Source organism: Oceanobacillus halophilus, from assembly GCF_003628505.1.
Taxonomy (GTDB): Bacteria; Bacillota; Bacilli; order Bacillales; family Amphibacillaceae; genus Oceanobacillus; species Oceanobacillus halophilus.
Map to the genome: position 1 here is coordinate 139,801 of NZ_RBZP01000006.1, position 24,986 is coordinate 164,786.

A 24,986-nucleotide genomic window follows, 5' to 3' on the forward strand; every position below is an offset into this window, starting at 1 on the left:
GACTATCTCACTCGATTTTTGAGCTACTTCGATCGAATTAGTCATTACCTCGCTCGATATTGAGATTATTCGATCGAATTGGTAGCTATCTCGCTCGATTTTTGAGACTATGTCATGAAAAAAGCGAGACCTCTACCGCATGGGCAAAGGTCTCGCTTAACAATTTCTTGTCAATAAAGCCGATGATTTTCATCATGTAATGACGACTTTATTTTGGAGCAATTAATTCACTCCAACGCTACTCCCCTTTGACATTAGTCAAAGTTATCTTCTACATGTAGTTTATCACACCTCACCCAAACTATTCAATTTTAAATTCCATATTTTGGTACTTATTGTTCCATTCTCTACCTACTAACATTTAATTAGTATTCACACTTTTTCTCACATTATTTCTTTATATTTAAGATACTTTGTTCACTTTATTTTTTTGTTGATACTCCTACAATCATCTTGGTTACAAATGTTATTTATGATAAAGTTAAGTTAGGAATTTTCTGTCATAGGTTATATAGAATAGATGTTTGTGTATTTATTTTTTCCCTAACTCTGGATAACATAACCGTAAAGAACGATGGTAAGTTCTTTCTTGTCATAAAACAAAACATGAATTCAGGTGTTATTATTATGTCACTTGTGTTTAAAAACCGTGAAGTAGTTATTCAAGTCCTTCAATTCAGTCTTATCGGAGGATTGAATGCGTTAATTGATATTGGTTCTTTAAATTTGCTTTTGCTCTTTTGGCCAACTGAAAACAGCTTATTTTTACTTCTTTTTAATACAATTGCATATCTTTTAGCAATTACCAACAGTTATATTTGGAATTCAAATTGGACCTTTCGTAAAACATCTTCCAAAAACAGAAAGGAAGCAGTTTATTTTCTGATTCAAGCACTTGCTAGCTTGATTATTAGTAATATTGTCTTTGTAGGAGGTGCCTTCTTACTAGCAATTTTAGCAATACCTACAATTGCCGAACAAAATATTGCTAAAGGCTCCGCGATGATTATCTCATCTGCAGCCAGTTTTATATTTATGAGGTACTTTGTATTTAAAAAGCATCGAAAACCAGTAAAAATTAAAAAGGTTAGCATAAACCGGTATCACCCTGCTATTCTTCAAGTAAAAAAAGGAAAATTAGACACCTACAGAAGATAAATATTAGATAAAACAACTAGCACATTTGCTTTTCTTTGGAGCAAATGTGCTAGTTTTCCTTTCAACGTACATTAACATTTCGGCTACGTCCGAACTCCTATATGATAAACTTAATACGTCACAAGACGACAAAAAAGTTTGAGGATATCCTCAAACTTTTTGATTTTAACCAAATCTCCCTGAAATGTAGTCTTCGGTGCGACTGTCAGATGGATTGGTAAAGATAGTATCCGTTTCGTCATATTCTACCACTTCACCATTTAAGAAAAAGGCCGTTCTATCGGAAATTCGTGCAGCTTGCTGCATATTGTGTGTCACAATAATAATCGAATAATCTTTCTTTAATTCTTGAACCAATTCCTCAATTTTAAGTGTTGATTTAGGATCCAGTGCCGAAGTCGGCTCATCCATTAAGATAACATCTGGTTGTACAGCAAGAGCACGTGCAATACAAAGGCGTTGTTGCTGCCCACCTGAAAGGCCATATGCATTCTCATTTAATCGGTCCTTCACCTCATCCCAAATATAAGCACCCCGTAAACTCGTCTCCACAATTTCATCTAAGACCTTTTTATTTCGGATACCATGAATCTTTGGACCATATACGATATTTTCATAAATAGACTTAGGAAAAGGATTAGGTTTTTGAAATACCATCCCAACTTGAGTTCGTAAATCTTCTACTTTAAATGACTTATCTAAAATATTTTTATTTTTGTATGAAATGGTACCTGTCGTCTGAACTCCTGGTACCAACTCAACCATTCGATTTAGCGTTTTAATATAAGTTGACTTCCCACATCCAGAAGGGCCAATAATTGCTGTTACTTCTTTTTCATGAATAGATAAATTAATATCTTTTAAAGCATGTGTTTCTGAATACCATAAGTTTAAATCTTTTGTATCATAAACAATGCCGCTTGTTTCTACATTTGAATTTGAAGTTTCCATTTGTTCATTCGCGGTTGATTCTTTCGACTGAAGCTGTACGCTCATTTTACTATTAGCTAGAGTACTCATTTCTCCACTCCTTAATAATTTGGCTAAGGCACCTTTTCAAATTCCTTAATATCTTTGCTGAAATTTATTCCGAATAAAGATGGCTACTGAATTTAAAACAAACAATAAGACTAGCAAAACAATAATTGTCGCTGCAGCCAAGTTAGCATATTCAGCAACTAACGATGAATCCAGTGTCCAATAATAGATTTGCATTGGTAGTGCAGTGAATGTGTCAAACAAGCCTTCTGGGAAAGGAATTAGTAGAGCCGGAATACCTAGTACCGTCAATGGAGCTGTTTCTCCAATAGCACGGGATAAGGCTAAAATAGATCCCGTTAAAATACTAGGCAACGCAGCAGGAAGTACAACTCTTCTAATCGTTTGCCATTTTGTCGCTCCCATACCGTAAGACGCTTCTGATAAATGAGCTGGAACTGCTCTTATTGCCTCTTGTGCTGAAACAATTAGAATCGGTAATACAAGCAAAGCTAACGTCAGGCCACCAGCTAAGACAACATTACCTAAATCAGCTAAACGTACGAACACAGTCAGACCTAATAAACCATAGACAATCGAGGGAACACCGGCTAAATTAGAGATATTTGTTTCAATAAAGGACTGAAACTTTCCCTTTTTTGCATATAGTTCTAAATAAATAGCTGTACCTACACCAATGATTAAAGTAACAGGAATAACTACGAACATCACCCATACCGTTCCTAGCAATGCTCCCATAATCCCAGCCCGCTCTGCGTCCGTAGATAGTCTTCCAGTCAGAAAATCCATATCAATCCAGCTAGCGCCTTGTGATACAACCCTAATTATTAAAATGGCGAGGACAAATAAACCAAATAAGGTCGCTAAGAGGAAAATAGTCTTCCATACTGTATTTGCTCTGACTCTTCTATTCATTCTGCTTCTTAATTGGGAAGCGTCCATTTGTTTAATCATTAGTATTCCTCCCTAAACTTACGAGAGACATATCGTGCTAGTAAATTCATGATAAGTGTGAACACGAATAGGGTTAACGCTACAGCATATAAACTGTAATATATCGTCGATCCAGCAGGGGCTTCCCCGCCAGAGACTTCAACAATGTATGCAGTCATTGTCTGCATAGATTGTGTAATGTCAAAGGTAAAGTTTTTGGAACTTCCGCTTGCAATGGTTACAATCATCGTTTCACCAATTGCTCGAGAAATACCAAGAACGAAAGATGCAATAATTCCTGAAAATGCTGCTGGAATTACTACCTTAAAAGTTGTTTCTAATTTTGTTGCTCCCATTGCCAAAGAACCTTCCCTCATGGCATTAGGAACTGAAGTCATGGCATCCTCAGATAAAGATGCAATCATCGGGATTATCATGACCCCCATCACAAGGCCAGGACTAAGAATGTTAGTTGCACCTACATCTGGCCATATTTCACGGATTAAAGGTGTAACAAACGTAAAGGCGAAAAACCCATAAACTATTGTCGGAATACCAGCTAAAATTTCTAACATTGGTTTTAATACTCTTCTAACATTATCAGATGCATACTCACTTAAATACACAGCGGACATCAACCCTATCGGCCCAGCAACAAGCATGGCAATAAAAGTTGAAATTAATGTTCCGCTTATTAGAGGCAAGATACCAAATTCAGGATTTTGACTTAATGGCTTTAAGACCGTCCCTGTGAAAAACTCCCAAATTGGAACTTGTTTAAAAAATTCAATAGCCTGACTCAATAGCGTATATAAAATCCCTAAGGTAGTTAAGACAGTTATGAGTGCAAGGAGAAATAAGAAGGTAGGAATAAGTTTCTCTACTAAGTTGGAGATACTCTTTTTATTTTTATTTTGTGCAATCATTTCACTGACATTTAAAGATTCTCCATGCCTTACCTCGCTGTTTTTTTGCATTTCACCTGTGACTCCTTCCAGCATTTGAACCCAACATAAGATGAGAGCATACACCCGGGCCCTCATCTTATGAAAGTTTCAAAGATTCATTAGTTCCTTGTTTTTATTGAAGTGCTTGAACCTCTTCTAATTGGGCAGTTGCTTCTTCCTCAGGAATTGGAGCAAATCCTGTTTCCCCTGCAAAATCATTCATGCTTTCTAAGACATACGTTGCATAATCAAAAACTTGAGCTTTTTCTTTCGCATTATTCACGTTTAAATATGTGAATACTGGACGTGTGAAGTTTGCATATGGTCCTTCTTCGCCGATTGTGTCAAGAGATGGAATGACTGCATCCTCACCAAAATCAATTCCAACCGCCTGTACTTTTTCTTTATTGCTGTCATAGTAACCAAATCCAAAGAATCCAATGGCATTCTTATCTTCTGATACCAATTTTACAAGTGTTGAATATTCTTGTTGTAAATTAATATCACCTACTAAGTCTTGTTCTTCTAAAATAGTTTCATAGAAGAATTCGTATGTTCCATGGTTTTCGTTTGGACCATATGTTTGGATCTTTTCTTCTGGCCATTCTGGATTAATATCAGACCAGTTCGTATATTCACCTAAGAAAATATCTACTACTTGTTCTTCGGTTAATTCTGTAGCCCAGTCATTATCTGGATTAACAACGATTGTTAGCCCATCTAACGCTACTTTTAATTCCATTACATCAATTCCAAGTTCATCTGCTTTTGCTTGTTCTTCTTCTTTTATTTGACGAGATGCATCGTTAAAATCTGTGCCATCTTCTGCAAGGAATTTTTCAAAACCAGCACTTGTTCCAGCACGACTAACTTCAACAGATACATTTGGTTGCTCATTAATCATATATTCTTCAGCTAATCTGGACATTAATGGATAAACCGTACCAGATCCATCAATTAGAACTTTTCCTTCTAACTCATCTGAAGCTTCATCCGTCTCTTCTTCAGCACCTTCACCTGAAGTATTTTCTTCTGCTGACTCCTCTGTGTTCTCTTCTCCTTCTGCTCCTCCACCACAAGCTACTAAAAAGAATGCTAATGCTGCTACAATAAGGAACATGAGATACTTCTTGAAATTCATAATAAATTGTCCTCCCCGAATATGAACTTTAAATTGTTTAACGAGTTCCCCCGTCCACAATTTATAGTATAGAGGTCGAATGTAAAGAAGGTATGATGTGAGTGTAAATGTTTTGTAAATTTACAAGTTTTGTCGTAGGTATTTAGATACAACATGTCAGAAGTCTATTAAAATTGTCGAAAAGCGGTATTTCTATCGTTTCTTTTAAGATAGCAAAATTGCTATACTAATAGGTAAGGCTTTTTCTAATTATGTTGCATTTTGTATAGATTGTTGATTACTTTAATTCAGAGCAGTGTAGCTCTCGCTCACACTTTTGTTTGATATGTGCGATCATTCGCTCCGGCAGAATACTTCGCTTTCCGTGGGCACGGCCTCAGCCTCCTCGGAAGAAAACCACTTCCTGCGGGGTCTTCAGACACGTGCTATTCCCACAGGAGTCTCCGTATTCTGCCTCCGCTAGATAGGTGCTCAGATTTTTTTGAGTTTATAGCTCATAAATTACGTCTAATACCCTTATTATTCATAAAAAACAGCATATATCTTGTTTATACAAGAAGAGCAGATAACACAGCACGAAATACACGGAGACTCCTTGAAAAAAGAAAATCACTTTTTCTGCGTGCGATGTAACCCTGCCGAAGCGCTCCTTTTCCTGCGGGAAGATGAGCATCGGTGAGACTACGTAGTGAGGGAACTACTTGAATGATCTCCCTTGTTCCCTTGCACCGAGAAAGCCAACTTCGAAGCATTCATCACTGGAAGACGCAGGCGCACACGCTTTTCAGCACGGAGGAGGCTCACCAGCTCCCCGCGGAAAGCGTAGTGTATTTCCGCAGCGAGAGTTGAGCACATTACTTTGAATTCAGATTATCAAGAGTTTCTATCAACTTCGACATTGCTTAAAAACAACGAGAAAAGTGCCATAGTTCATAACGATTCAGGAGAGTAATACTATGTTAAAGATCATTAAAATTATTACACATATTATCATCTTATATAGCATCTTCTTAGTGGGGAATTGGATTCAGCAGAAATTGGATTTACTCATTCCTGGCAGTGTTATTGGTATGATTATTCTATTTCTATTGCTTTTATCTAACCTTATTAAAGTTTCATGGATAGAAGAAGGAACGAAATTTATGATTCGCCACTTAACCCTGTTTTTTATTCCAGTAACTGTAGGTGTTATCAGCTATTTTGAATTATTTCGAGGTCGAGGATTTTTATTAGTTGTTATCGTTATTTTAAGTACGTTACTGGTAATGGTTAGTTCAGGTTGGATAAGCCAATGGATTGTAACTAGAAAGGAAATCAATCATGACTGAATTTTTCATCGGTATTATCACTATATTGATTACCATACTCATTTATCATTTCTCTGTTAAGATTCATAAAAAGTGGGATTATCCTTTCACCTTACCAATCCTAATCTCCACTTTCGTTATTATTATCGGATTGCTATTTTTTGATATTCCGTATGATACCTATTTGATTGGGGGAGATTGGATTAGTCAGCTATTAGGACCAGCAGTTGTCGCATTAGCCTATCCCCTTTATAATAATCGTCATCTCCTTAAAAAATTGATGATACCTGTAATAAGTGGAACCTTTTTAGGTGCTATTGTTGGAATTACTACTGGGATTGCCCTTGCTAAATGGGCGGGTTTTGAGAATGAAATCATTTATACAATTAGTTCCAAGTCAGTAACTACACCCGTTTCAATGGCTATTACAGACTCTATAGGAGGTATTACACCACTTGCTGCTGTATTTGTCATGATTGCGGGAATTAGTGGAGCTGTTTTGAGCCAATATATATTTAAGTACGCGAAAATTAATCATTATTTAGGTAAAGGCATTGCGCTAGGAAGTGCATCTCATGCTATCGGAACAGCAACTGCTCTGGAAAACAGTGAGATAGAAGGCTCGATTAGTTCCATTGCCATGATTATTAGTGCCATTGTCGTATCCATATTGACACCATGGCTGTTACATTTATTTTTATAATAGTTGTTTGGTATAATAAAAAAGATATACACGATATCTAACTTAGAAATATAGACAACTTTTTGGAAGGATTGATTGACCAGCGTGAATATAGTAGGTGCTTTTTTATTTCTAATCTCCGTTATGCTTATCATAGGTGTTTTAGCTACGAAGTTCTCCTCTCGATTAGGTTTGCCTGCACTAGTACTTTTCTTAATAGCAGGGATGCTCCTGAATAACTTTTTATTCTTTGAGGATGTACAATTTACACAATTCATTGGTACTTTGGCTCTTATCATTATATTATTTGATGGTGGTACACAAACAAAGTGGGATAATATTCGACCTGTATTAGGACCAGCTGGCTCATTAGCAACACTTGGCGTCCTCATAACCACACTATTAACAGGATTAGCAGCCATGTATATACTTGATTTCTCTTTATTAGAAGGGATGTTACTTGGAGCCATTATTGGTTCGACAGATGCTGCAGCCGTATTTTCTGTATTAGGCAATAAAAACTTCAAGAAACGATTAACCGCAACGTTAGAAGCAGAATCTGGCTCGAATGACCCTATGGCTGTATTCTTAACGATTACCTTGATTGCCATGATTCAAATCCCCGAAATGTCTATCTGGTCTGCAATTGGAAGTTTTTTCATTCAAATGGGACTTGGGCTTTTATTAGGTCTGGCACTTGGAAAATTGACCGTACTTGTTATCAACCATATTAAACTTGATATTTCTGGTCTTTATCCAGTACTCGCATTAGGTTCAGCTGTTTTCACCTATGCTGTAACTGACTTTTTCGGTGGTAGTGGATTACTGGCTGTATACGTAATGGCCGTATTTGTTGGAAATAGCGATCTAACCTATCGTTTTTCTATTCTTCGATTTAACGAAGGGTTTGCCTGGATGATGCAAATCGTTATGTTTACACTATTAGGACTCTTAGTATTTCCAGTACAACTAATTGAAGTATTTTGGGAAGGAATTCTAATCGCTATCATATTAGTATTTGTTGCTCGTCCTGTTGCGGTATTCATCAGTACCGTGTTCTTGAAGTATTCCTTGAACGAAAAAATATTTATCTCTTGGGCAGGATTAAAGGGTGCAGTACCTATCGTACTAGCAACATATCCTATTTTGGCCGGTATAGAACATGCCCATTTAATATTTAATACGGTCTTTTTCGTTGTATTAATCTCTGCTTTGGTTCAGGGGAGTACATTATCATGGTTAGCTGAAAAGCTAAAATTAACGAGTGATGAAGATGATAGACAAGCTAGCATCGAACTCATTAACCTTGGAACGACTGATTCTGAAATCATGCGCGTTACCATGCACAAAAAATCTCCAGCAGTTGGGTGTTCCCTTATTGATTTAGAATTACCACCGGAAACATTGATTATTGGTATCAATCGAGATAAAAAATTACTCACACCAACTGGTACCACTATAATCGAGAAAGATGATACTCTTTTTGTTTTAAGTGATAAGGAAAATAGACAGCGGGCAAAAATTGCTTTAATAGGAGATATTCGTAAGAAAGAGAAAAAACAAAGGAATGTGTAATCAAACTAAAAACCAGCGCAAATCTTTAAATAGATTTACACTGGTTTTTTTGCTTAGTCGTCCTGACTAGTATATTGATTGGGGATATCTCCACCATGCGGATTGGAATTTTTATATTGACTCTTTCTGCCATTTCTCGTTTCCCCATGATTTTTATTTTCTTTGAATTGATTGTTCTTTCCTGCTTTATTAGCCATAGATACCCTCCTATTCTTTTCACATTTTAGTTTTTGGAATAAGAGGTTTTTTATACAAATATAAGGAGATACTTGCAGAAGAGAAAAATATTCTAAACCTTAGAATATAGGATCTAATCAGTCGTTTTATTTTCCTTTAATTCCTTCACGCGCACTAGCCTTTCCAGTTTGTCTAGTTCATTAAACACTTCAATTATACTGTTTGCTACTGGGAATACGTAGGACCATTTTTCAAATTCTGCTCCTTGTAAATCATCAATTATGTTATTAATGGTTAGGCGCATGGCTGCTTTGGCTTCCTTTTGCAAATCTGTATCCAGCCTAATTTTATCTTCAAACATTAGAAAAACATTTTCACTATAAGCATTTATTTCGTTTACTAACTTTTTGATCAAGAATTTTGCGCTGGATGAATGTTCGATTTCCTTTAAATTTTTCTCTAGATGAATAATGAGGGTATACTGTTTCTCTAATACTTGAATCATATGTTTATAAACAATAATACTTCTCAAGAAATTCGCTCTTTTTCTAATAAATAATCGATTTCTTTCATCAGAGATTATTTCATAATAATCTTTTGCTTTTGTAATTAGTTTTTCAATTTCCCGGTCTTCTTCCTTTTGCTTTGGAATACTCATTGCTTTACTAGGTATCACTCGCAATAAGAAGTTAATTCTATCACTGGTGTTTTTTATCATGTTATACAATATTTTTTTATGATCTGGAGGAAATACAACAACATTAATAACAAATGCCGAAGCTACACCAATTGCAATAAGGGATATTCTTTCTATAATATAAATGAAATTAATTCCATTATCACTGGCTAACATCATGGCCATAATGGTGAGAACAGTTAAGCTGACTGTTTTATTAAGTCCAAGTCGAATATTAATTGCTATGGATATAATAACGACAGCTCCTACAGATAATGGGTGACCGCCAAGTAAAAAGGTTCCTAAGAGTGCAAATATCACAGCAACTCCATTAGAAAGCAACACTTCTTTAATATATGCGAATGAGCGCATGATGGAAGGTTGCATGGCCAACACGGAAGCGATAGCTGCAACTATCTCCAATTTTAAATCAAGCATTCCTGTAATTAACAAAGTAAGAGCTACTGCAAGCCCTGTTTTGACCATTCTAGGGCCAATATTAAATTCCATAATTACTATCTACACCTCGGATATAATTATTTGCATAAGCACGCATCTTATTATATTCGTTTTGATGATGGAAGTCACCTTTATTTTTGACGGATATTTTACATTATTGATTAGCAACATTCTATTAGAAAAGAGCCTTGATAAAAAAAAGATGCTACTGGAGTACAAGATCCAACAGCATCGATTGACATGGGTAATTTCTCTATTCCCTTATAACTTAGTCTTTAAACTTGTTCCTTCTCTGCCTTTTGCAGTCGATACTCTTTTATTACCAAATACAGAGAAGTTAAAGCTGTAAGTAGTGCCATAAAGGCAAAAAAGCTTTTAAATCCTGTCATTACGTGGGAAATCTCTCTTTCTTTTCCTGTCATCATCCATTCTGTCATGGATCCATCTACAAAGCCATTCATAAAGGTCACACCAATTGCGGTCCCTATCGCCATTCCAAAATTCCTCAACAAAGCAATAGTACTAGTAATGATACCTAAATATCGAATAGAAACATAATCAATTATTAAGTTATAATTCGGGGAAGTAAGGACTCCCATTGCTATCCCTAAGAAACAAAGAAATATCGCTACTGTCGCCAATGAACTGCTTGCAGATAATAAACTTAAGCATATAAGCGCACCTAACATAAACATTAATCCAACCATAACAACGAGATAACTCCCTAATCTATCCGATAGCATGCCACTTATTGGTCCAAAAATAGCTAGTAGTAATGGGTATGACATTAGAAGGAATCCCGATACAGACGGCGACACACCTAAAATTCCTTGCAAATAAAATGGGACAACAACCATTGCAGCAAAGGTGGCCATATAGCTAACAACAATAATAACCGATCCTGCTTTCACCATAGGAGGAGAGAATAATTTTCTATTAATAAATGGATTTTCTCTTTTCTTGGTCCAAACCATAAACAGAATGAAACTAACAACACCAATTACACCAATATATAGGAGGGTATTATTCATTTGACCTTCACCTATTTGATTTAACACAAAGATAATCGATGGTACAGTTATTCCAAACAGTGCGGCACCTACATAATCTAGAGAACTGGTTTGCTTTTCCTTTTTATCATTTGGAATAAATTTAATAGCCATTAAGACGGAAACGATTATGATTGGGACTTGAATATAAAAAAGCATTTGCCATGAAAACCAATTAATAATTAATCCACCTGCAGAAGGTCCGAGCATGGCTCCTACACCAACCGCTGTGCTAATAATCCCTAAGGCTCTTCCACGTTTTTCCTCCGAGTAATTCTCCGTAATAATTGCCATATTTGTAGCTTGTAACATAGCTGCACCTATTCCTTGCAGTAATCTAGAGGCAATTAAAAATCCTAATGAAGTGGATAATGCCGAAAGCACAATGCCACAACCAAAAATAAGGTAGCCAAGGTTATGTATGTGTTTTTTTCCAAGTTTGTCTGCTAAATTACCCATTATGGGCAGAAATAGCATAACCATTAATAAGTAGCCTGTAACAATCCATTGAACGGCTCCGACCGATGCTTCGAAATAAATGGAAAGGTTAGGAAGTGCAATATTAACTAATCCAGCTGAAAAGTGGGAAAGAAAAGTACCTGGTAGCACAGATAATAAGATAAAAACCGGAGCAATTTTCTTTCTTTCTGAGTTATTAAGCGTCTCTTTCATGTCTTGTCACCCTATTACCTCAATGTTCTAATGTAACTAATGACTTATATTCTTCCCTATTATTTATTGCTATACTCTGGTTATATTACTAGAATTATGTCACTGTCTAATCATACATTGTACTATACAAAATGCAGATTAAAGTCATTCTTCCCCAAAAGTTATCATGTTCAAAATAGTCTTTATTTAAGATTTCGTCTCCTTGTCCCACCTTCTGTGCATATTATTCGATTATATATATGAACAAGTAAGAGAAAGCGGGGTGACAGATATGGAAATTTGAGTTTTTCAGGTTGTTTGTACAAGTGAAAAAGGATCTATTACCATAATTTACTTATATAAAACTATTTGGAGGTGAAGTATATGAAGCTTTATCTAGACCCAGGACATGGTGGTTCGGATCCTGGTGCACAAGGTAATGGTTTAAATGAAAAGGATGTGACTTTAGATATTGCTCTTCGAATCCGCTCTATTCTCAACAACCAATATGAAAATGTAACCATAAGAATGAGTAGAACAAGTGATGTCAGTAAAAGTTTGAGTCAACGGACTAATGATGCTAATTCGTGGGGGGCAGATTATTTTGTGTCCATTCACTGTAATGCGTTTAACGGGAGCGCAAGAGGTTACGAGGACTATATTTACAGTGGATTAAGTAATTCCTCTCAAACTGCTAGATATCGTGATATTATGCATAGAGAAATCACCCAAATAAATGAATTACCAAACCGAGGAAAAAAGAAAGCCAACTTTCATGTACTTAGAGAAACAGCCATGCCCGCATTTTTATCAGAAAATGGTTTTATTGATCATAACAGTGATGCTGCACGGATGAAACAATCGTCTTGGAAACAAAAAGTCGCACAAGGTCATGCCAATGGAATCGCAGAAGCGTTCAAACTAAAAAGAAAGCCTGACACAGGAGATACCTTATATAAAGTAATAGCTGGTTCATTTCAATCAAAGAAAAATGCGGATGACCAAGTTAATTTCCTTCAATCAAAAGGAATCGATTCCTATGTAGAAACGGTCACCATATCAGGTGAACGCTGGTACAGGGTTCAAGCTGGTGCTTTTTCCAGTCGAGATAATGCAGAAGCACATTTAGAGACAGTGAAACGTACTGGAGTTAACGGATTTATTCTCGCTGTATAAGAATAATTTTGGATAAAGAGTTGAAAAGAACAGCTCCTATCTCCATAAAAGGCTCCATTGAGAGATATAAAATATTAACAAACATAATAAAAATTAACCTATCTCTATAGTTTTAATAATACAAATATCAACTCATTTGGCATAAGAAGCCGCAAAGGATTTTTTCACCTTTGCGGCTTTGCTTTTAATTTAAATTTTGTATAGACTGTTGATATCTTTAATTCAGAATAGTGTAGATCTCGCTCACACTTATTTTTGATAGGTGCGATCATTCGCTCCGGCAGAATACTTCGCTTTCCGCAGGCACGGCCTCAGCCTCCTCGCGGAAAGCGTAGTGTATTTCCGTAGCGGCTGTAAAGCAGAGCACTATTTTTAATTAAATATATCCGAAGTTTCTATCAACTATTCACTATATTAGAGAACGAGAACACTTCTATAATCGATTAAGTTACGCCACATTTCAGTTCAACTGCGATCTTTAAAAAGCAATAAGTCATACAATAAGAGTCTTCATTAAACAAATGATGCTCGCTCACTGCGATAAAACAATGCTCTCTCTGGAAAATCAGTAATAATTGAATCGACATTCAAATCTATAAGCTGTTTTATTTCATCTATGTCATTTACCATCCATACTCGTAAATTCCTAGATAACTCCTTAAATTGATATACGTTTGATAATAAAATGTCTTTAGATAAGTGAATCGCATCTAGAGTGAATGTTTCCAAGTAATCATGAGGCTGCGAGATAATTTGATGTAACAGCCACGCAATCTTTGCAGTTGGATCGATTCTTTTTATCCTTAACAAGCTAGGTAAATGAAAGGATGAAAAAATCACTTTTCGATTATTGCCATATTGATTAACTAGGGAAACTACCTTTTCTTCTATTCCTTCATATTCAATTAGATATGTTTTTAACTCAATATTCAGTTCGACGTCATAAGGAGTAAGAAATTCTAACACTTCATGTAAAGTTGGTACGGTTTCTTTTGCCCACACTACCTCATTGTAAAACTGGAAATTAGAATAATTCACACCAGCACTATATCGCTTAACCTCTTCCAAAGTAAGATCTGTGATGTAGCCTGTGCCATCTGTGGTTCTATCCAACATTTCATCGTGAATAACAACAATTTCCCCATCCTTTGTCATTTGAACATCTAGTTCGATTCCGTCCACACCTTGCTCAATCGCCTTTTCAAAACCAAGTAGTGTATTCTCAGGATACGTACCCATGCACCCACGATGGCCATAAATTTTTGTCGCCACCATTCAAAATCCCCTCCTTCTATCTGATATAAGACTATTACAACATATTCGGAAGAAGAGTAGTTTAGATTTACAGATAACTTATACTAAATTTACGTCTTTTTAAAAAATGGCTAGCATCAACATATGCTAGCCATTTCCTTTACATTTCTAATTCTTTTGGTGGCTCCCCTTTTTTGTTCATTAAACGAATACCCACTGGTTCTATTTCCAAAAGTATATAGTTGGGATCTTCTGGACCATCAAAATACATTTTCATGTCATCATTCCATAATTCCTGTTTCATATCCGAGGATGTATTAAAAGATACTTTGCCTTGATACTCTACATACTCATCACCAAAGCCTTTTCCATCATACCCGATGATAATATGTGTATAAGGATTTGATTCCAATTCTTCCGTTTTATCCGTATCCTTATCGGTAGGTGTATAAAGCTTTAAATCTCTATGAAAAAAAGTCATATAACGGGAATGTGGTTTATTATTTTTCACTGTTGCCATTGTACCAGTATGGCTTTCACTTAAAATCTTTTCAATCGTTGTTCTAAGTTCTTTTTGACTCAAAAGTATGCACTCCTTTACTAAGATGATGTCCTTAGTATTTTCTGTAATGAATAAATTAAACATCGGAGTGCACAGAAAAAAATCACTCACACTTTAATCAACTGCGAGAATAAAAAACATCAAACAAAATCATTCACCATTTACTTGCTTCACAAATTCTTTCATTAATCCTGGCAAGTCAGGCCATGCATGTCCGGAGATTAGATTCCCATCGGTATGCAAAGGATCATGAATGTACTTAGATCCAACTGCTTCTACTTCTGGTTTACAAGCAATGTATGCCGTAAGCTCTCTGCCTTTCATGTATTCTTTCACCGTAGTCAAGACGAGGCTTGCATGACAAACTGCTGCAATAGGCTTGTTTGCTTCGAAAAAGTGACTTACGATTGCTGGGACATTTTCATTTAGGCGAATATGTTCTGGTGCACGACCTCCTGGTATAATTAATCCATCGTATTCCTCTGGATCAACTTCATCAAATGATGCAGTCGCCTCAATTAAATATCCTTCCTTCTCTGTATACGTCTCCCAGCCAATAAAATCATGAACAACTGTGTGCAATTTTTTTGGAGAACCTGCAGCAATAGTTGTTTCATATCCTTCTTCTAAACAGCGGAAATATGGATAATAGATTTCCAATGCTTCCACAGCATCTCCAGCAAGAATCAAAACCTTTTTAGTCATTTTAACCCCTCCATAAAGTTGATTTAATCATACTACATATATATTCACTTTTCTGAAGGGCTAGTCCTTTTTTCATTTATTACGAATTTATGTATTATTCATTTACAAATTCATATAATGTGATAAAATGATTTTCAGTTGAATAATAAATCTACTAATCGTAGGAGAGGTTCTAGCGATACCCTCTATAAAAAACTAGGGATAGCTATATCTTTAGGGATATAGTTTTTTTCTTTTTATAGGATGTTCAAAGTTTCGACTCTTTTGAACAAATGACTAGACCTCCCGATTAGAAATTCGAAGGGGAGTTATCGAAAATGAGAGTCTTGCTTTATCTGAGTGTCATTATTTTGGCCAATGTAATAACAGCTAAATTTGCTCCATTAGTTTTAGGAATCTTTATTATTCCTTATGGATCCTTTTTAATTGGAGTTACTTTTATTCTACGTGACTTTGTTCAGAATCAATATGGAAAAAGAAATACGTACATATTCATTGCTACAGCACTCGTTCTATCCGCTATTTCTAGTTATCTTTTAGGCGATACGCTATGGATTGTGTTTGCCAGTGCTATTAGTTTCCTAGTCTCAGAAACATTTGATACAGAAATATATTCTCGTCTGAAAAGGTCTTTAAATACGCGTATTCTTTATAGCGGAATTGTTGGAGGTATTTTAGACTCTACCATTTTTGTTATTGTTGGCCTTTCTCCTTTAGGTGCGGGAATGGTGCCATGGGAAGGTGTTTGGATGGCCATTCTTGGGCAAATTTTTATTAAGGTAGTTATGCAGTTCCTTGGCGTTGGAGTGTTGCAACTTACCAATATAACCAAAAGAGAATTTGCTAATTAAACGAGTAAGGAGCAATCAGAAATGAAAAATGAAAAAGCAATGGTTGTATTTAGTGGTGGTCAAGATAGCACAACGTGTTTGTTCTGGGCTTTAGAAAGATTTGCAGAAGTAGAAGCAGTGACATTCGATTATAACCAGAGACATGACGCTGAAATTGAATGTGCCAAAGAAATAGCTAATGACTTTGCAATAAAACATCATATTCTTAATATGGACTTACTAAATCAGCTAGCACCGAACGCACTAACTCGCGATAATATGGAAGTGAAGGCTGGGGAAAATGGAGAACTTCCTTCCACATTTGTACCTGGAAGGAACCTCCTATTCTTTTCATTCGCTGGAATTCTAGCTAATCAAGTAGATGCCAAGCACATGATAACGGGGGTTTGTGAAACAGACTTCAGCGGGTATCCTGATTGCAGAGATGATTTCGTTAAATCATTAAACGTTACCTTAAACTTAGCTATGGATGAAAATTTAGTCATTCATACTCCGTTAATGTGGCTAAACAAAGCAGAAACATGGAAATTAGCTGACGACATGGGTAAGCTAGATTATATCCGTTCGAAAACATTAACTTGCTACAATGGTATTAAAGGAGACGGATGTGGAACATGTCCTGCCTGCAAACTGCGATTACAGGGATATGAGAAATATATAAAAATGAAATAACTATTTTCTCCATTTCCTTTCATTCGTCGTGTAGAGAGAATATGTTCCGGGTATCCTTTTTTGTTAATTAGTCATGTAGAAGCTCTCTACATGATTAATTTCTTTTGCAGCGTAGAATAATGAAACGTATTATTCACGAATTAAAGGGTCCCTTATTCTAAACCCTCGCTGTCATGTTCCTTCACTACCCATTCGGCAAAAGAAAATAGATTCGAAAAACACATATCTGCTGCTACTTGCTCTTCGTTACGTTCGCCAACTAATACTGTTTTCGTTCCTGCCTTCTTCCCCGCTTCAATATCTGGTGCTCTGTCACCTACCATGTAGCTATTTTCTCTATCAACATGGTATTTTTTCGCTAATTCCAAAATCATCTGTGGCTCAGGCTTTCTGCATGCACAATTTGCATGAGGCTTGTGTGGGCAGTAGGCAATGTCATCCACACCAGCGCCAAACTCTGCTAGGTCCTTTCTCATTTTCTGATGAACTTTTTGCAGCATGGATTCCTGCATATAGCCCAGGCCAATACCACCTTGATTAGTAACCACGAAAACCTTAAAACCAGCCTTATTAAGCAGTCGAATTCCTTCTCCTGCACCCTCTAGAAGATAAAAGTCATTTGGCTTATTAACAAATTTCACCCTTTTACTCAGAACCTCATTAATAACCCCATCACGATCTAAAAATATCCCAATATCCATTCATTTCACATTCCTCTAACAAGATTTAAAAAACAATTCAAAATAAAAAAGCAACCACAATTGCAGTTACTTTCAGTATGGATATGAAATGATAGAATATACACTTCTTAAGCTTCTTCTACTAATCTTGATACTTCTTTTCCACATTTACTGCACGAACCATCTAGAATAATTCCAAATTCATCATCATTTAGTGAGTAGTCTGTAATTTTTGTTACTCCACACTTCGGACAAAACACATTTTGAAGCAATTTCTCTTGTAAGTTCTTTGGTATTTTTGACCACTTCTTTGCAGCCTGAAAATCAATGACTGTCATATTATCAATCCCTTTTCCGTTCAGATTTGTGAAATTATTATTAATATGAATATAACATACTCTAAAAAAAACTTTAAGTATATTTTATAGCACAAATAAAGGAAATTAGTGATTCAACTTGGAATAGTAATATAAAGGTCATTATAAATTAGGAGGTTTTCAATATGGAAGAAGCAATCTTTACGACGATGGAAAGGGTAAGGGAGATTACAGAGAGCACTATTCAGCGAATCCCAGAGGAGTATGCGGACATAGTCCCAGAGAGTTCTAACAATAATATTCGATGGAACTTCGGGCATATTGCATTGGTACAGGAGAATCTTGCCTTTGGGCTAATTGAGAAAAAGATGAATATACCGAAGGAGTTTGCAGAGTATTTTCGCCCTGGAACAAAGCCAGCTGATTTGGAAGGTACACCCCCATCTTTAATGCAAATATCTGAGATATTAAGCAACCAAAAAGCACGTATAAGAGAAGAACTAAGCGGCAAATTAGATATGAAGCTAGTAAAACCGTTTAAAAATGGTGCTGGTTCCTTTGATACTGTTGGAGAAACATTAATATTTAGCTACTTCCACGAAGGTTTGCATTTGGAGGCAATTAAAAGGATCTATCGTCTTGTGAAATAATAACTAGACATTATAAAACAACTTTGCATACAAAAATGGTACGAAAGCTTTTGAATTAAAGATTTCGCACCAAATTCGTTACTAATTTAATTCCTAACCATACCTACCTTTTCTTGGAGAGGTGGGTTTTTGTTATTTTTAAATCGCACCATTTATCCTTATTATACAAACTTTTTGCCAATTAATAGCCTATTTTACTATGGAAGTGGTTAGCGCTGAATTTTGTAGAAGGATAGATGGTTCTTGCCTCTATAATAGAATTATCTCTAGAGATGAGTAACTATTCGTTACTTCTCTTTCTTTCTACAATACTGGAAATCCCCATGCCGCCACCGATACAGAGAGTGGCCAATCCATAGCGAGAATTTTGCTTCTCCATTTCATAAAGTAAAGTTACTAAAATCCTCGCTCCACTAGCACCAATTGGGTGGCCTAATGCAACGGCACCACCATTAACGTTTAATTTTTCATCCGGAATATCTAAATCCTTACCGACAGCTAATGATTGTGCTGCAAAAGCTTCATTTGCTTCTACCAAGTCCATCTCATTAATAGAAAGACCTGCTTGTTTTAATGCTTTTCTTGTTGCTGGTACAGGGCCGATTCCCATTATTTTAGGATCAACACCGGCAGTTCCATTTCCACGTAATACAGCCATTGGTTTGATTCCAAATTCTTCTGCTTTTTCCCTGCTCATAAGTAATAATGCTGCTGCACCATCATTTATGCCAGATGCGTTTCCCGCTGTAACCGTTCCGTCTGCTTTGAACGCTGGCTTTAATTTACCAAGCTTCTCAGCAGTAACACCAGCTCGTGGAAATTCATCCGTATCGAATATAATGGAATCTCCTTTGCGTTGAGGGATACGAACAGGGACAATTTCATCATTAAATTTACCTAGTTTTATCGCATCTTCCGCTTTTTGCTGACTCCATGCAGCGAATACATCTTGTTCCTCACGAGTTAAGCTATACTTTTCAGCAATATTCTCTGCTGTTACTCCCATATGGTAGTCATTTATTGCGCATTGTAATCCATCTTGTATCATACTGTCTACGATTTTCCCATCTCCCATACGGTAACCGGTTCTCCCTTTTGGTAATAGATAGGGTGCTAGACTCATATTTTCCATACCCCCAGCTACTACTATATCTGCATCACCTAACTGTATAGCCTGTGATGCTAGATGTACGGCTTTTAACCCGGATCCACAAAGTTTATTGATAGTGGTTGCCGGCACTTCTGCTGGAACACCTGCTTCTAGCGCGGCCTGGCGTGCCGGCCCCTGCCCTAAGCCAGCCTGAAGTACATTTCCCATAATGACTTCATCGACTTGACTTGCTTTTACTCCAGCACGTTTAACTACTTCTTTAATGACGATAGACCCTAATTCAGTTGCAGGTGTATTACTTAAAGTTCCCATAAAATTACCTATTGCCGTTCGCACAGCGCTTACAATAACTACCTCTTTCATGAGCCAAACCTCCAATTTTTCTTTATATATTATTTATTGAATTTTTTACAGGATTTGTATCATTCATGCCATATCCTCTACCTAACTACACTAAAACTCGCATTCACACAAAATCATTTCCTCTTAAAATCATTTTAACAGGAACCTTAATATATGCCCACTTCCAATTCATTACTATCTTGGTATCAAAAAAGAAATTCCCATTATATATATGATGAAAATAGAAGAATGAAGGAAATGTCAAAATTAATTAAAAATTATGTTCAGTAAATAGTGATATAATTAAATTGTAGGAAAAATACAAGGAGGAGATGTAAATGTTGTTTGACATAATGCCTTTCCGCAAAAGAAATGAAGATTCATTTGACAACATGGTAAGAACTTTCAATGATGCATTAGAAAGTAATTGGCTTTCTCCTTTTCATGAGCATTTTAATTCTTTTCGAGCGGATATTGTTGAAAAAGAAAATGCCTATTACATTGAAGCCGAATTTCCAGGGGTTTCAAAAGAAGATATTTCCATTAGCCTAGAAGACAATCGCTTAGTTATTGAAGCCAAAAATGACCAAAAACAAGAATTTAAAGATAAAGATAATCATGTTATTCGACAAGAAAGACGGTATGGTGAATTTAAACGCAGTTTCTATTTGGACAACTTTAATGAAAACGATATTACAGCTAAATTAGAGGATGGCGTTTTAAAAATGGAAATACCAAAACTGAATCCCGAAAAAACAAAACATAAAGAAATTGAAATACATTAACTGAAAATCAAGAACCCAGCCCCCTGCTTCTATCAACCGCGCGGAGGCTTCTATCAACCGCGCGTGGCCTTCTATCAACCGCGCGGAGGCTTCTATCAACCGCGCGAGACGTCCTATCAACCGCGCGAGACCTTCTATCAACCGCGCGAAGCTTTCTATCAACCGCGCGAGGACGTCTATCAACCGCGCGAAGCTGTCTATCAACCGCGCGAAGCTGTCTATCAACCGCGTGAGACCCTCTATCAACCGCGTGAGGCTGTCTATCAACCGCGCGAGACGTGCTATCAACCGCGCGTGACACTCTATCAACCGCGCGTGACACTCTATCAACCGCGCGTGACACTCTATCAACCGCGCGTGACACTCTATCAACCGCGCGTGACACTCTATCAACCGCGCGAGACACTCTATCAACCGCGCGAAGCTTTCTATCAACCGCGCGTGACACTCTATCAACCGCGCGTGACACTCTATCAACCGCGCGAGACGTGCTATCAAACGCGCAAACTACTATATCGCCCATTCGCAACACCCCACCAACAAAACTTGCAAATAGCCTAAAAACAAAAGGAAAATTGATACATCACCTAGAAGTTATATAAAAAGGGGGCAATCAGATGATTCTCTACCGTTCTCCAATTCTAATACTTATTCTTTCTCTTTTTTACATATTTATTATTCCTAAGGAGCCACTGGCTTTTCAATTATTTTTTAAGGTTCTTCCAATGGCTCTTATTATCGGATATGCCCTCAATCAGTTTCCAAAAGGAAAGTCTAAAACGCATTGGTTCATATTAACTGGTCTTTCCTTTAGCATAATTGGGGATGCAACGATTCACTGGTTCGTAATTGGACTGTCAGCTTTTTTAGTGGGACATTTTTTCTATATTTTAGGGTTTATTAAGCAGTTCCGTTTTTCTAAGATTGGATTATTACTAAGTATCCCCATTGCAATATATAGTGTTTGGATGATGTTTCAATTAACTGAAGCATTAAATAAACAAGGGAATCAGGTTCTAATTATACCTGTCATCATTTATATTATCGCTATTTCCATCATGTTTTGGACAGCAATTATGACTAGCAATAAATGGGCATATTTAGGAAGCTTATTGTTTATTATTTCCGACTCGATTCTTGCTTGGAATATGTTCGTATCACCAATTAGCAATGCACACCAATATATTATGTTAACTTACTATGCTGCCCAATTTTTCATTGCACATAGCCTCTCTACATTCAATGAAAGTAGAAAACCAACCGTTTGGTGAGCATGTTGGGCTTATATCCTTGAATTAATCATAGAAAGCTATACAATATATCTAATGAGAAAAGTTAACTATATTTTTTAGGGGGATTATGCCTTGAAATTCACAGCTAGGGAAGTATTTACAATCCCTAATATTTTATCCATTATTCGACTCATTCTCATCCCTATTTTTATTTACACGTACGTAACAGCTACAGGGACCAATGATTACTATATTGCTGCAATTATTATCTTATTATCAGGACTAACGGATTTCTTGGATGGATTTGTTGCTAGGAAGTTTAACCAAATTACGGAGTTAGGAAAAACACTGGATCCTATCGCAGATAAACTAACACAGGCAGCTGTTGCCATCATTCTTATGTTCCGTTATCCATATATGTGGATCTTGGTCATATTATTTGTCTTAAAGGAACTTTTTATGGGGATTAATGGGCTAATATTATTAAAACGTGGAAAGAAATTAGATGGAGCAAAATGGTTTGGTAAAGTATCTACAACCGTATTCTACATTGCAATGGGGCTACTGATAGCCTTTCCGGAATTAGAATTACAATCCGTCTACCTATTGATAATTACAACAGGTATTTTCCTTAGCTTATCGTTTGTAATGTATGTACCAGAATACATAAAGTTATATCGTAACTCCGTTTAAAACAGATTGTGTTAAGCAATCTGTTTTTATTTGTCTACATCATTTTTTTAAATGAGGATAAGCTACCAATATAGTGATTATTAAAGGAGGTAGAAGTAACCTTGGAAAACACCGAAGAGTTTGTAAAGAAAATCGAGGAAAAACAGAAGAAAGATTTAAAAAATAAAAAGCGTCAGGGCAATGGTCATCCTGAACAAAGACTGCCAAATAAAAGACATTAACTGTGGAGGCTTGAAATGAACAAACATAGAGCTCAGGAAATAGCCCAATCAGCTGATACGATTCAAGTTATGTATGAGGATAAACCTATCTATATTCAACACGTAGATGAAAACACTGATACTGCTCGAGTATTTCCATTAAATGAACCGGAACATGAATTTGAGGTTAATTTGAGTGATTTAGTAGAGCAAAAATAATTTCACTTATTACTTTAGGGACGAATGGCGTGATAAAAATTACGCCATTCCTTTAGAATAAGGAGGTTGTTAAATGGACAAACAAAGAGCAAAAGAAATTGCTCAATCAGATAAGATCATCCCCGTCACATACAGAGGAAGAAATGTTTATTTAAAAAATATTGATGAACAAACAGAAATAGCAAAAGTTTTACCATTAGATAATTTAAATAGTGAGTTTAGTGTAGAGCTTTCCAACTTAGAAGAGATGCAATAAATGGCTTAAAAAACGCCACAAAGGGAAAAGGTTGTCAATCATTCCTTGACAACCTTCTTAAAAGCTATTAATCTCTTAATGTTTTAAATGCTCTACCCCAAGAAACTACTTGATCAAGCATGCCATTCGCATTTGCTTCATGATGATCTGCTGGTTTGAATTCGCTCATATTTTCAAAATCGGTCATAAGTGAAAACGTCACTGCGGTACGCACATCAGCCACTTGAAGCTCACCTAGGATTAGACGTAGATTTTCATGAGCACGGACGCCACCTAGACTTCCATATCCTACGAATCCTGCCACTTTATTAGCTACTTCTGCTTTTAGATAATCAAGTGCATTTTTTAACGCTCCACCTACCGCATGATTGTACTCAGGTGCTACAAAAATGTATCCATCATATGTAGCCATTTTTTCTGACCAATCCTTAATTGCCTGTTCTCCTTCAGCTTGCGCAGCCTCTGAAAGCGGAGCACCTAGCAGCGGTAAGTGATAATCTGCTAAATCTACTATCTCATATTCTACATTTTCATCATTACGTTTGTTTGCAAAGTCTAATGTCCAATTTGCTACGGCTTCTGCATTACGTCCCCCGCGTACACTTCCTATTACAATACCAACTTTTAATGTGTCTGCCACTTTTTGTTCCTCCTCGGTTGATTTACCAAATAATTTACTGAAAAATCCCATCGTTGCACCACTTTCTAGATAGATTATATAGATTTAACGTACTGTTTTTAATACACGGCTCCAAGCAATAACTTGATCCAACATTTCATTCGCATTTGCTTCATGATAATCAGCTGGTTTGAATACACTCATATTTTCAAAATCGGTCATAAGTGAGAACGTCACTGCCGTACGAACGTCTGCCACTTGAAGTTCACCCAAAATCAGACGTAAGTTTTCGTGTGCACGTACTCCACCTAGACTTCCGTATCCTACGAAACCAGCTGCTTTATTATTAACCTCTGGATTTAAATAATCTAATGCATTTTTTAATGCTCCGCCTACCGCATGATTGTATTCTGGAGCTACAAAAATATATCCATCATAGGAAGCCATTTTTTCTGACCAACCCTTAATTGCTTTTTCTGCTTCTGCTTGCTGTGCTTCTGGTACAGCTGCACCTAAAAATGGAAGATTATAGTTTGCTAGATCAACAATTTCATATTCCACATCTGCATCGTTGCGCTTTTTAGCAAAATCTAATGTCCAATTTGCAACAGCCTCCGCATTACGCCCTTGTCGAACACTTCCTAACACAATACCTATTTTTAACATAATATATGTTCCTCCTATTGTTGTTGAGTTTATCAAGTATATCCTATGTTTTTAATTCAATATACTTTAATTAAGAATAAATATATCACCTTTTTCCACTTATTGCAATACATTTAATTCCCTTTCATTATATACTTACTAAAAGTAACAAACAAATGAAAAATTCCTTATTTTTTCGTAAAATTACAAACATGAAAATATACATCGCTTTCAATTTATATTAATATTATAGTGAGAGACTT

30 protein-coding genes and 2 riboswitches are annotated in these 24,986 nt (G+C 36.3%); of the genes, 14 read left to right on the forward strand and 16 right to left on the reverse strand.

The features are described 5' to 3' along the window. Positions 1 to 121 precede the first annotated feature (121 nt). Positions 122 to 259: riboswitch (yybP-ykoY riboswitch) on the reverse strand. A 368-nt stretch (positions 260 to 627) separates the two neighbouring features. Next, on the forward strand, positions 628 to 1,158 hold the full coding sequence (locus tag D8M06_RS09970; RefSeq protein ID WP_121204257.1) for a GtrA family protein: 531 nt from the start codon (positions 628 to 630) through the stop codon (positions 1,156 to 1,158). 165 nt (positions 1,159 to 1,323) lie between these two features. Here D8M06_RS09970 and pstB read toward each other — a convergent pair whose 3' ends face one another. From pstB to D8M06_RS09990, 4 genes are all read right to left on the reverse strand, one after another. After that, positions 1,324 to 2,109, reverse strand: a complete 786-nt coding sequence (gene pstB / locus D8M06_RS09975) for a phosphate ABC transporter ATP-binding protein PstB (protein WP_277749476.1) — start codon at positions 2,107 to 2,109, stop codon at positions 1,324 to 1,326. 114 nt (positions 2,110 to 2,223) lie between these two features. Beyond that, entirely contained in the window at positions 2,224 to 3,111 is an 888-nt protein-coding gene (pstA, locus tag D8M06_RS09980) for a phosphate ABC transporter permease PstA (RefSeq protein WP_121204259.1), read from the reverse strand. Further along, the gene (gene pstC, locus D8M06_RS09985) at positions 3,111 to 4,067 is read right to left on the reverse strand and encodes a phosphate ABC transporter permease subunit PstC (RefSeq protein ID WP_121204312.1); all 957 of its coding nucleotides are present in this window, start codon (positions 4,065 to 4,067) and stop codon (positions 3,111 to 3,113) included. The genes pstA and pstC overlap by 1 nt, the downstream gene beginning before the upstream one ends. Before the next feature lie 103 nt (positions 4,068 to 4,170). Further along, entirely contained in the window at positions 4,171 to 5,178 is a 1,008-nt protein-coding gene (locus D8M06_RS09990; protein WP_121204260.1) for a PstS family phosphate ABC transporter substrate-binding protein, read from the reverse strand. 956 nt (positions 5,179 to 6,134) lie between these two features. On the opposite strand from D8M06_RS09990, the gene D8M06_RS09995 reads away from it, so the two are divergent. From D8M06_RS09995 to D8M06_RS10005, 3 genes are all read left to right on the forward strand, one after another. Continuing rightward, positions 6,135 to 6,506 (forward strand): CidA/LrgA family protein, encoded by a 372-nt coding sequence (locus D8M06_RS09995; protein ID WP_121204261.1) that lies wholly within the window; start codon positions 6,135 to 6,137, stop codon positions 6,504 to 6,506. Then, positions 6,499 to 7,188, forward strand: coding sequence for an LrgB family protein (locus tag D8M06_RS10000; protein WP_121204262.1), 690 nt, complete (start codon positions 6,499 to 6,501; stop codon positions 7,186 to 7,188). Before D8M06_RS09995 ends, D8M06_RS10000 begins: the two co-directional genes overlap by 8 nt. An 84-nt stretch (positions 7,189 to 7,272) precedes the next feature. After that, positions 7,273 to 8,742 carry a potassium/proton antiporter gene (locus D8M06_RS10005; protein WP_121204313.1) on the forward strand — a complete coding sequence of 490 codons (1,470 nt, stop codon included), beginning with the start codon at positions 7,273 to 7,275 and terminating at the stop codon, positions 8,740 to 8,742. A gap of 53 nt (positions 8,743 to 8,795) precedes the next feature. Here the strand turns inward: D8M06_RS10005 and D8M06_RS19990 are convergent, their stop codons facing one another. The 3 genes from D8M06_RS19990 to D8M06_RS10015 form a co-directional block, all read right to left on the reverse strand. Further along, positions 8,796 to 8,939 carry a hypothetical protein gene (locus tag D8M06_RS19990; protein WP_170150269.1) on the reverse strand — a complete coding sequence of 48 codons (144 nt, stop codon included), beginning with the start codon at positions 8,937 to 8,939 and terminating at the stop codon, positions 8,796 to 8,798. A 113-nt stretch (positions 8,940 to 9,052) separates the two neighbouring features. After that, a complete protein-coding gene (locus D8M06_RS10010) occupies positions 9,053 to 10,105 on the reverse strand; it encodes an FUSC family protein (RefSeq protein ID WP_121204263.1) in 1,053 nt (350 codons plus the stop codon). A 224-nt stretch (positions 10,106 to 10,329) separates the two neighbouring features. Beyond that, entirely contained in the window at positions 10,330 to 11,775 is a 1,446-nt protein-coding gene (locus D8M06_RS10015) for an MFS transporter (protein WP_121204264.1), read from the reverse strand. A 363-nt stretch (positions 11,776 to 12,138) separates the two neighbouring features. Between D8M06_RS10015 and D8M06_RS10020 the strand changes: the two genes are divergently transcribed. After that, positions 12,139 to 12,930, forward strand: a complete 792-nt coding sequence (locus D8M06_RS10020) for an N-acetylmuramoyl-L-alanine amidase (protein WP_121204265.1) — start codon at positions 12,139 to 12,141, stop codon at positions 12,928 to 12,930. Positions 12,931 to 13,443: 513 nt separating this feature from the next. On the opposite strand, the gene D8M06_RS10025 is transcribed toward D8M06_RS10020, so the two are convergent. From D8M06_RS10025 to D8M06_RS10035, 3 genes are all read right to left on the reverse strand, one after another. Continuing rightward, entirely contained in the window at positions 13,444 to 14,205 is a 762-nt protein-coding gene (locus tag D8M06_RS10025; RefSeq protein WP_121204266.1) for a glycerophosphodiester phosphodiesterase, read from the reverse strand. A 139-nt stretch (positions 14,206 to 14,344) separates the two neighbouring features. Beyond that, positions 14,345 to 14,767, reverse strand: a complete 423-nt coding sequence (locus tag D8M06_RS10030; RefSeq protein WP_121204267.1) for a pyridoxamine 5'-phosphate oxidase family protein — start codon at positions 14,765 to 14,767, stop codon at positions 14,345 to 14,347. A 129-nt stretch (positions 14,768 to 14,896) separates the two neighbouring features. Next, positions 14,897 to 15,451 (reverse strand): DJ-1/PfpI family protein, encoded by a 555-nt coding sequence (locus D8M06_RS10035; protein WP_121204268.1) that lies wholly within the window; start codon positions 15,449 to 15,451, stop codon positions 14,897 to 14,899. A gap of 160 nt (positions 15,452 to 15,611) precedes the next feature. Then, a riboswitch (PreQ1 riboswitch) is annotated at positions 15,612 to 15,656 on the forward strand. A gap of 112 nt (positions 15,657 to 15,768) precedes the next feature. Between D8M06_RS10035 and D8M06_RS10040 the strand changes: the two genes are divergently transcribed. Both D8M06_RS10040 and queC read left to right on the forward strand, forming a co-directional pair. Continuing rightward, entirely contained in the window at positions 15,769 to 16,302 is a 534-nt protein-coding gene (locus D8M06_RS10040; protein WP_121204269.1) for a VUT family protein, read from the forward strand. 21 nt (positions 16,303 to 16,323) lie between these two features. Further along, positions 16,324 to 16,974 carry a 7-cyano-7-deazaguanine synthase QueC gene (gene queC / locus D8M06_RS10045; protein ID WP_121204270.1) on the forward strand — a complete coding sequence of 217 codons (651 nt, stop codon included), beginning with the start codon at positions 16,324 to 16,326 and terminating at the stop codon, positions 16,972 to 16,974. A gap of 152 nt (positions 16,975 to 17,126) precedes the next feature. Here the strand turns inward: queC and D8M06_RS10050 are convergent, their stop codons facing one another. After that, positions 17,127 to 17,675, reverse strand: coding sequence for a D-glycero-alpha-D-manno-heptose-1,7-bisphosphate 7-phosphatase (locus D8M06_RS10050; RefSeq protein WP_121204271.1), 549 nt, complete (start codon positions 17,673 to 17,675; stop codon positions 17,127 to 17,129). A 107-nt stretch (positions 17,676 to 17,782) separates the two neighbouring features. After that, positions 17,783 to 17,992 carry a hypothetical protein gene (locus D8M06_RS10055; RefSeq protein WP_121204272.1) on the reverse strand — a complete coding sequence of 70 codons (210 nt, stop codon included), beginning with the start codon at positions 17,990 to 17,992 and terminating at the stop codon, positions 17,783 to 17,785. A 164-nt stretch (positions 17,993 to 18,156) separates the two neighbouring features. On the opposite strand from D8M06_RS10055, the gene D8M06_RS10060 reads away from it, so the two are divergent. Beyond that, positions 18,157 to 18,621 (forward strand): DinB family protein, encoded by a 465-nt coding sequence (locus tag D8M06_RS10060; protein ID WP_121204273.1) that lies wholly within the window; start codon positions 18,157 to 18,159, stop codon positions 18,619 to 18,621. 280 nt (positions 18,622 to 18,901) lie between these two features. Here D8M06_RS10060 and D8M06_RS10065 read toward each other — a convergent pair whose 3' ends face one another. Next, positions 18,902 to 20,095 (reverse strand): acetyl-CoA C-acetyltransferase, encoded by a 1,194-nt coding sequence (locus D8M06_RS10065; protein ID WP_121204274.1) that lies wholly within the window; start codon positions 20,093 to 20,095, stop codon positions 18,902 to 18,904. Positions 20,096 to 20,412: 317 nt separating this feature from the next. On the opposite strand from D8M06_RS10065, the gene D8M06_RS10070 reads away from it, so the two are divergent. Beyond that, entirely contained in the window at positions 20,413 to 20,859 is a 447-nt protein-coding gene (locus tag D8M06_RS10070) for an Hsp20/alpha crystallin family protein (RefSeq protein WP_338322970.1), read from the forward strand. Here D8M06_RS10070 and D8M06_RS10075 read toward each other — a convergent pair. Then, the gene (locus tag D8M06_RS10075; protein WP_147404967.1) at positions 20,794 to 21,357 is read right to left on the reverse strand and encodes an Mce/MlaD family protein; all 564 of its coding nucleotides are present in this window, start codon (positions 21,355 to 21,357) and stop codon (positions 20,794 to 20,796) included. The two genes, D8M06_RS10070 and D8M06_RS10075, sit on opposite strands and share 66 nt — an antisense overlap. 119 nt (positions 21,358 to 21,476) lie before the next feature. Here D8M06_RS10075 and D8M06_RS10080 point away from each other — a divergent pair, with 119 nt between their 5' ends. From D8M06_RS10080 to D8M06_RS10100, 5 genes are all read left to right on the forward strand, one after another. Beyond that, a complete protein-coding gene (locus tag D8M06_RS10080) occupies positions 21,477 to 22,130 on the forward strand; it encodes a lysoplasmalogenase (RefSeq protein WP_121204276.1) in 654 nt (217 codons plus the stop codon). 93 nt (positions 22,131 to 22,223) lie between these two features. Next, positions 22,224 to 22,784: a CDP-alcohol phosphatidyltransferase family protein gene (locus D8M06_RS10085; protein ID WP_121204277.1), complete on the forward strand. Its 561-nt coding sequence runs from the start codon at positions 22,224 to 22,226 to the stop codon at positions 22,782 to 22,784. A gap of 101 nt (positions 22,785 to 22,885) precedes the next feature. Beyond that, the gene (locus D8M06_RS10090; protein WP_121204278.1) at positions 22,886 to 23,005 is read left to right on the forward strand and encodes a DUF4023 family protein; all 120 of its coding nucleotides are present in this window, start codon (positions 22,886 to 22,888) and stop codon (positions 23,003 to 23,005) included. Positions 23,006 to 23,020: 15 nt separating this feature from the next. Continuing rightward, entirely contained in the window at positions 23,021 to 23,203 is a 183-nt protein-coding gene (locus tag D8M06_RS10095) for an H-type small acid-soluble spore protein (RefSeq protein ID WP_121204279.1), read from the forward strand. A 73-nt stretch (positions 23,204 to 23,276) separates the two neighbouring features. Continuing rightward, a complete protein-coding gene (locus D8M06_RS10100; RefSeq protein ID WP_121204280.1) occupies positions 23,277 to 23,459 on the forward strand; it encodes an H-type small acid-soluble spore protein in 183 nt (60 codons plus the stop codon). Between the two features lie 67 nt (positions 23,460 to 23,526). Here D8M06_RS10100 and D8M06_RS10105 read toward each other — a convergent pair whose 3' ends face one another. Continuing rightward, positions 23,527 to 24,150, reverse strand: a complete 624-nt coding sequence (locus tag D8M06_RS10105) for an NADPH-dependent FMN reductase (protein ID WP_121204281.1) — start codon at positions 24,148 to 24,150, stop codon at positions 23,527 to 23,529. Positions 24,151 to 24,183: 33 nt separating this feature from the next. After that, the gene (locus D8M06_RS10110) at positions 24,184 to 24,744 is read right to left on the reverse strand and encodes an NADPH-dependent FMN reductase (RefSeq protein WP_121204282.1); all 561 of its coding nucleotides are present in this window, start codon (positions 24,742 to 24,744) and stop codon (positions 24,184 to 24,186) included. Positions 24,745 to 24,986: the final 242 nt, after the last annotated feature.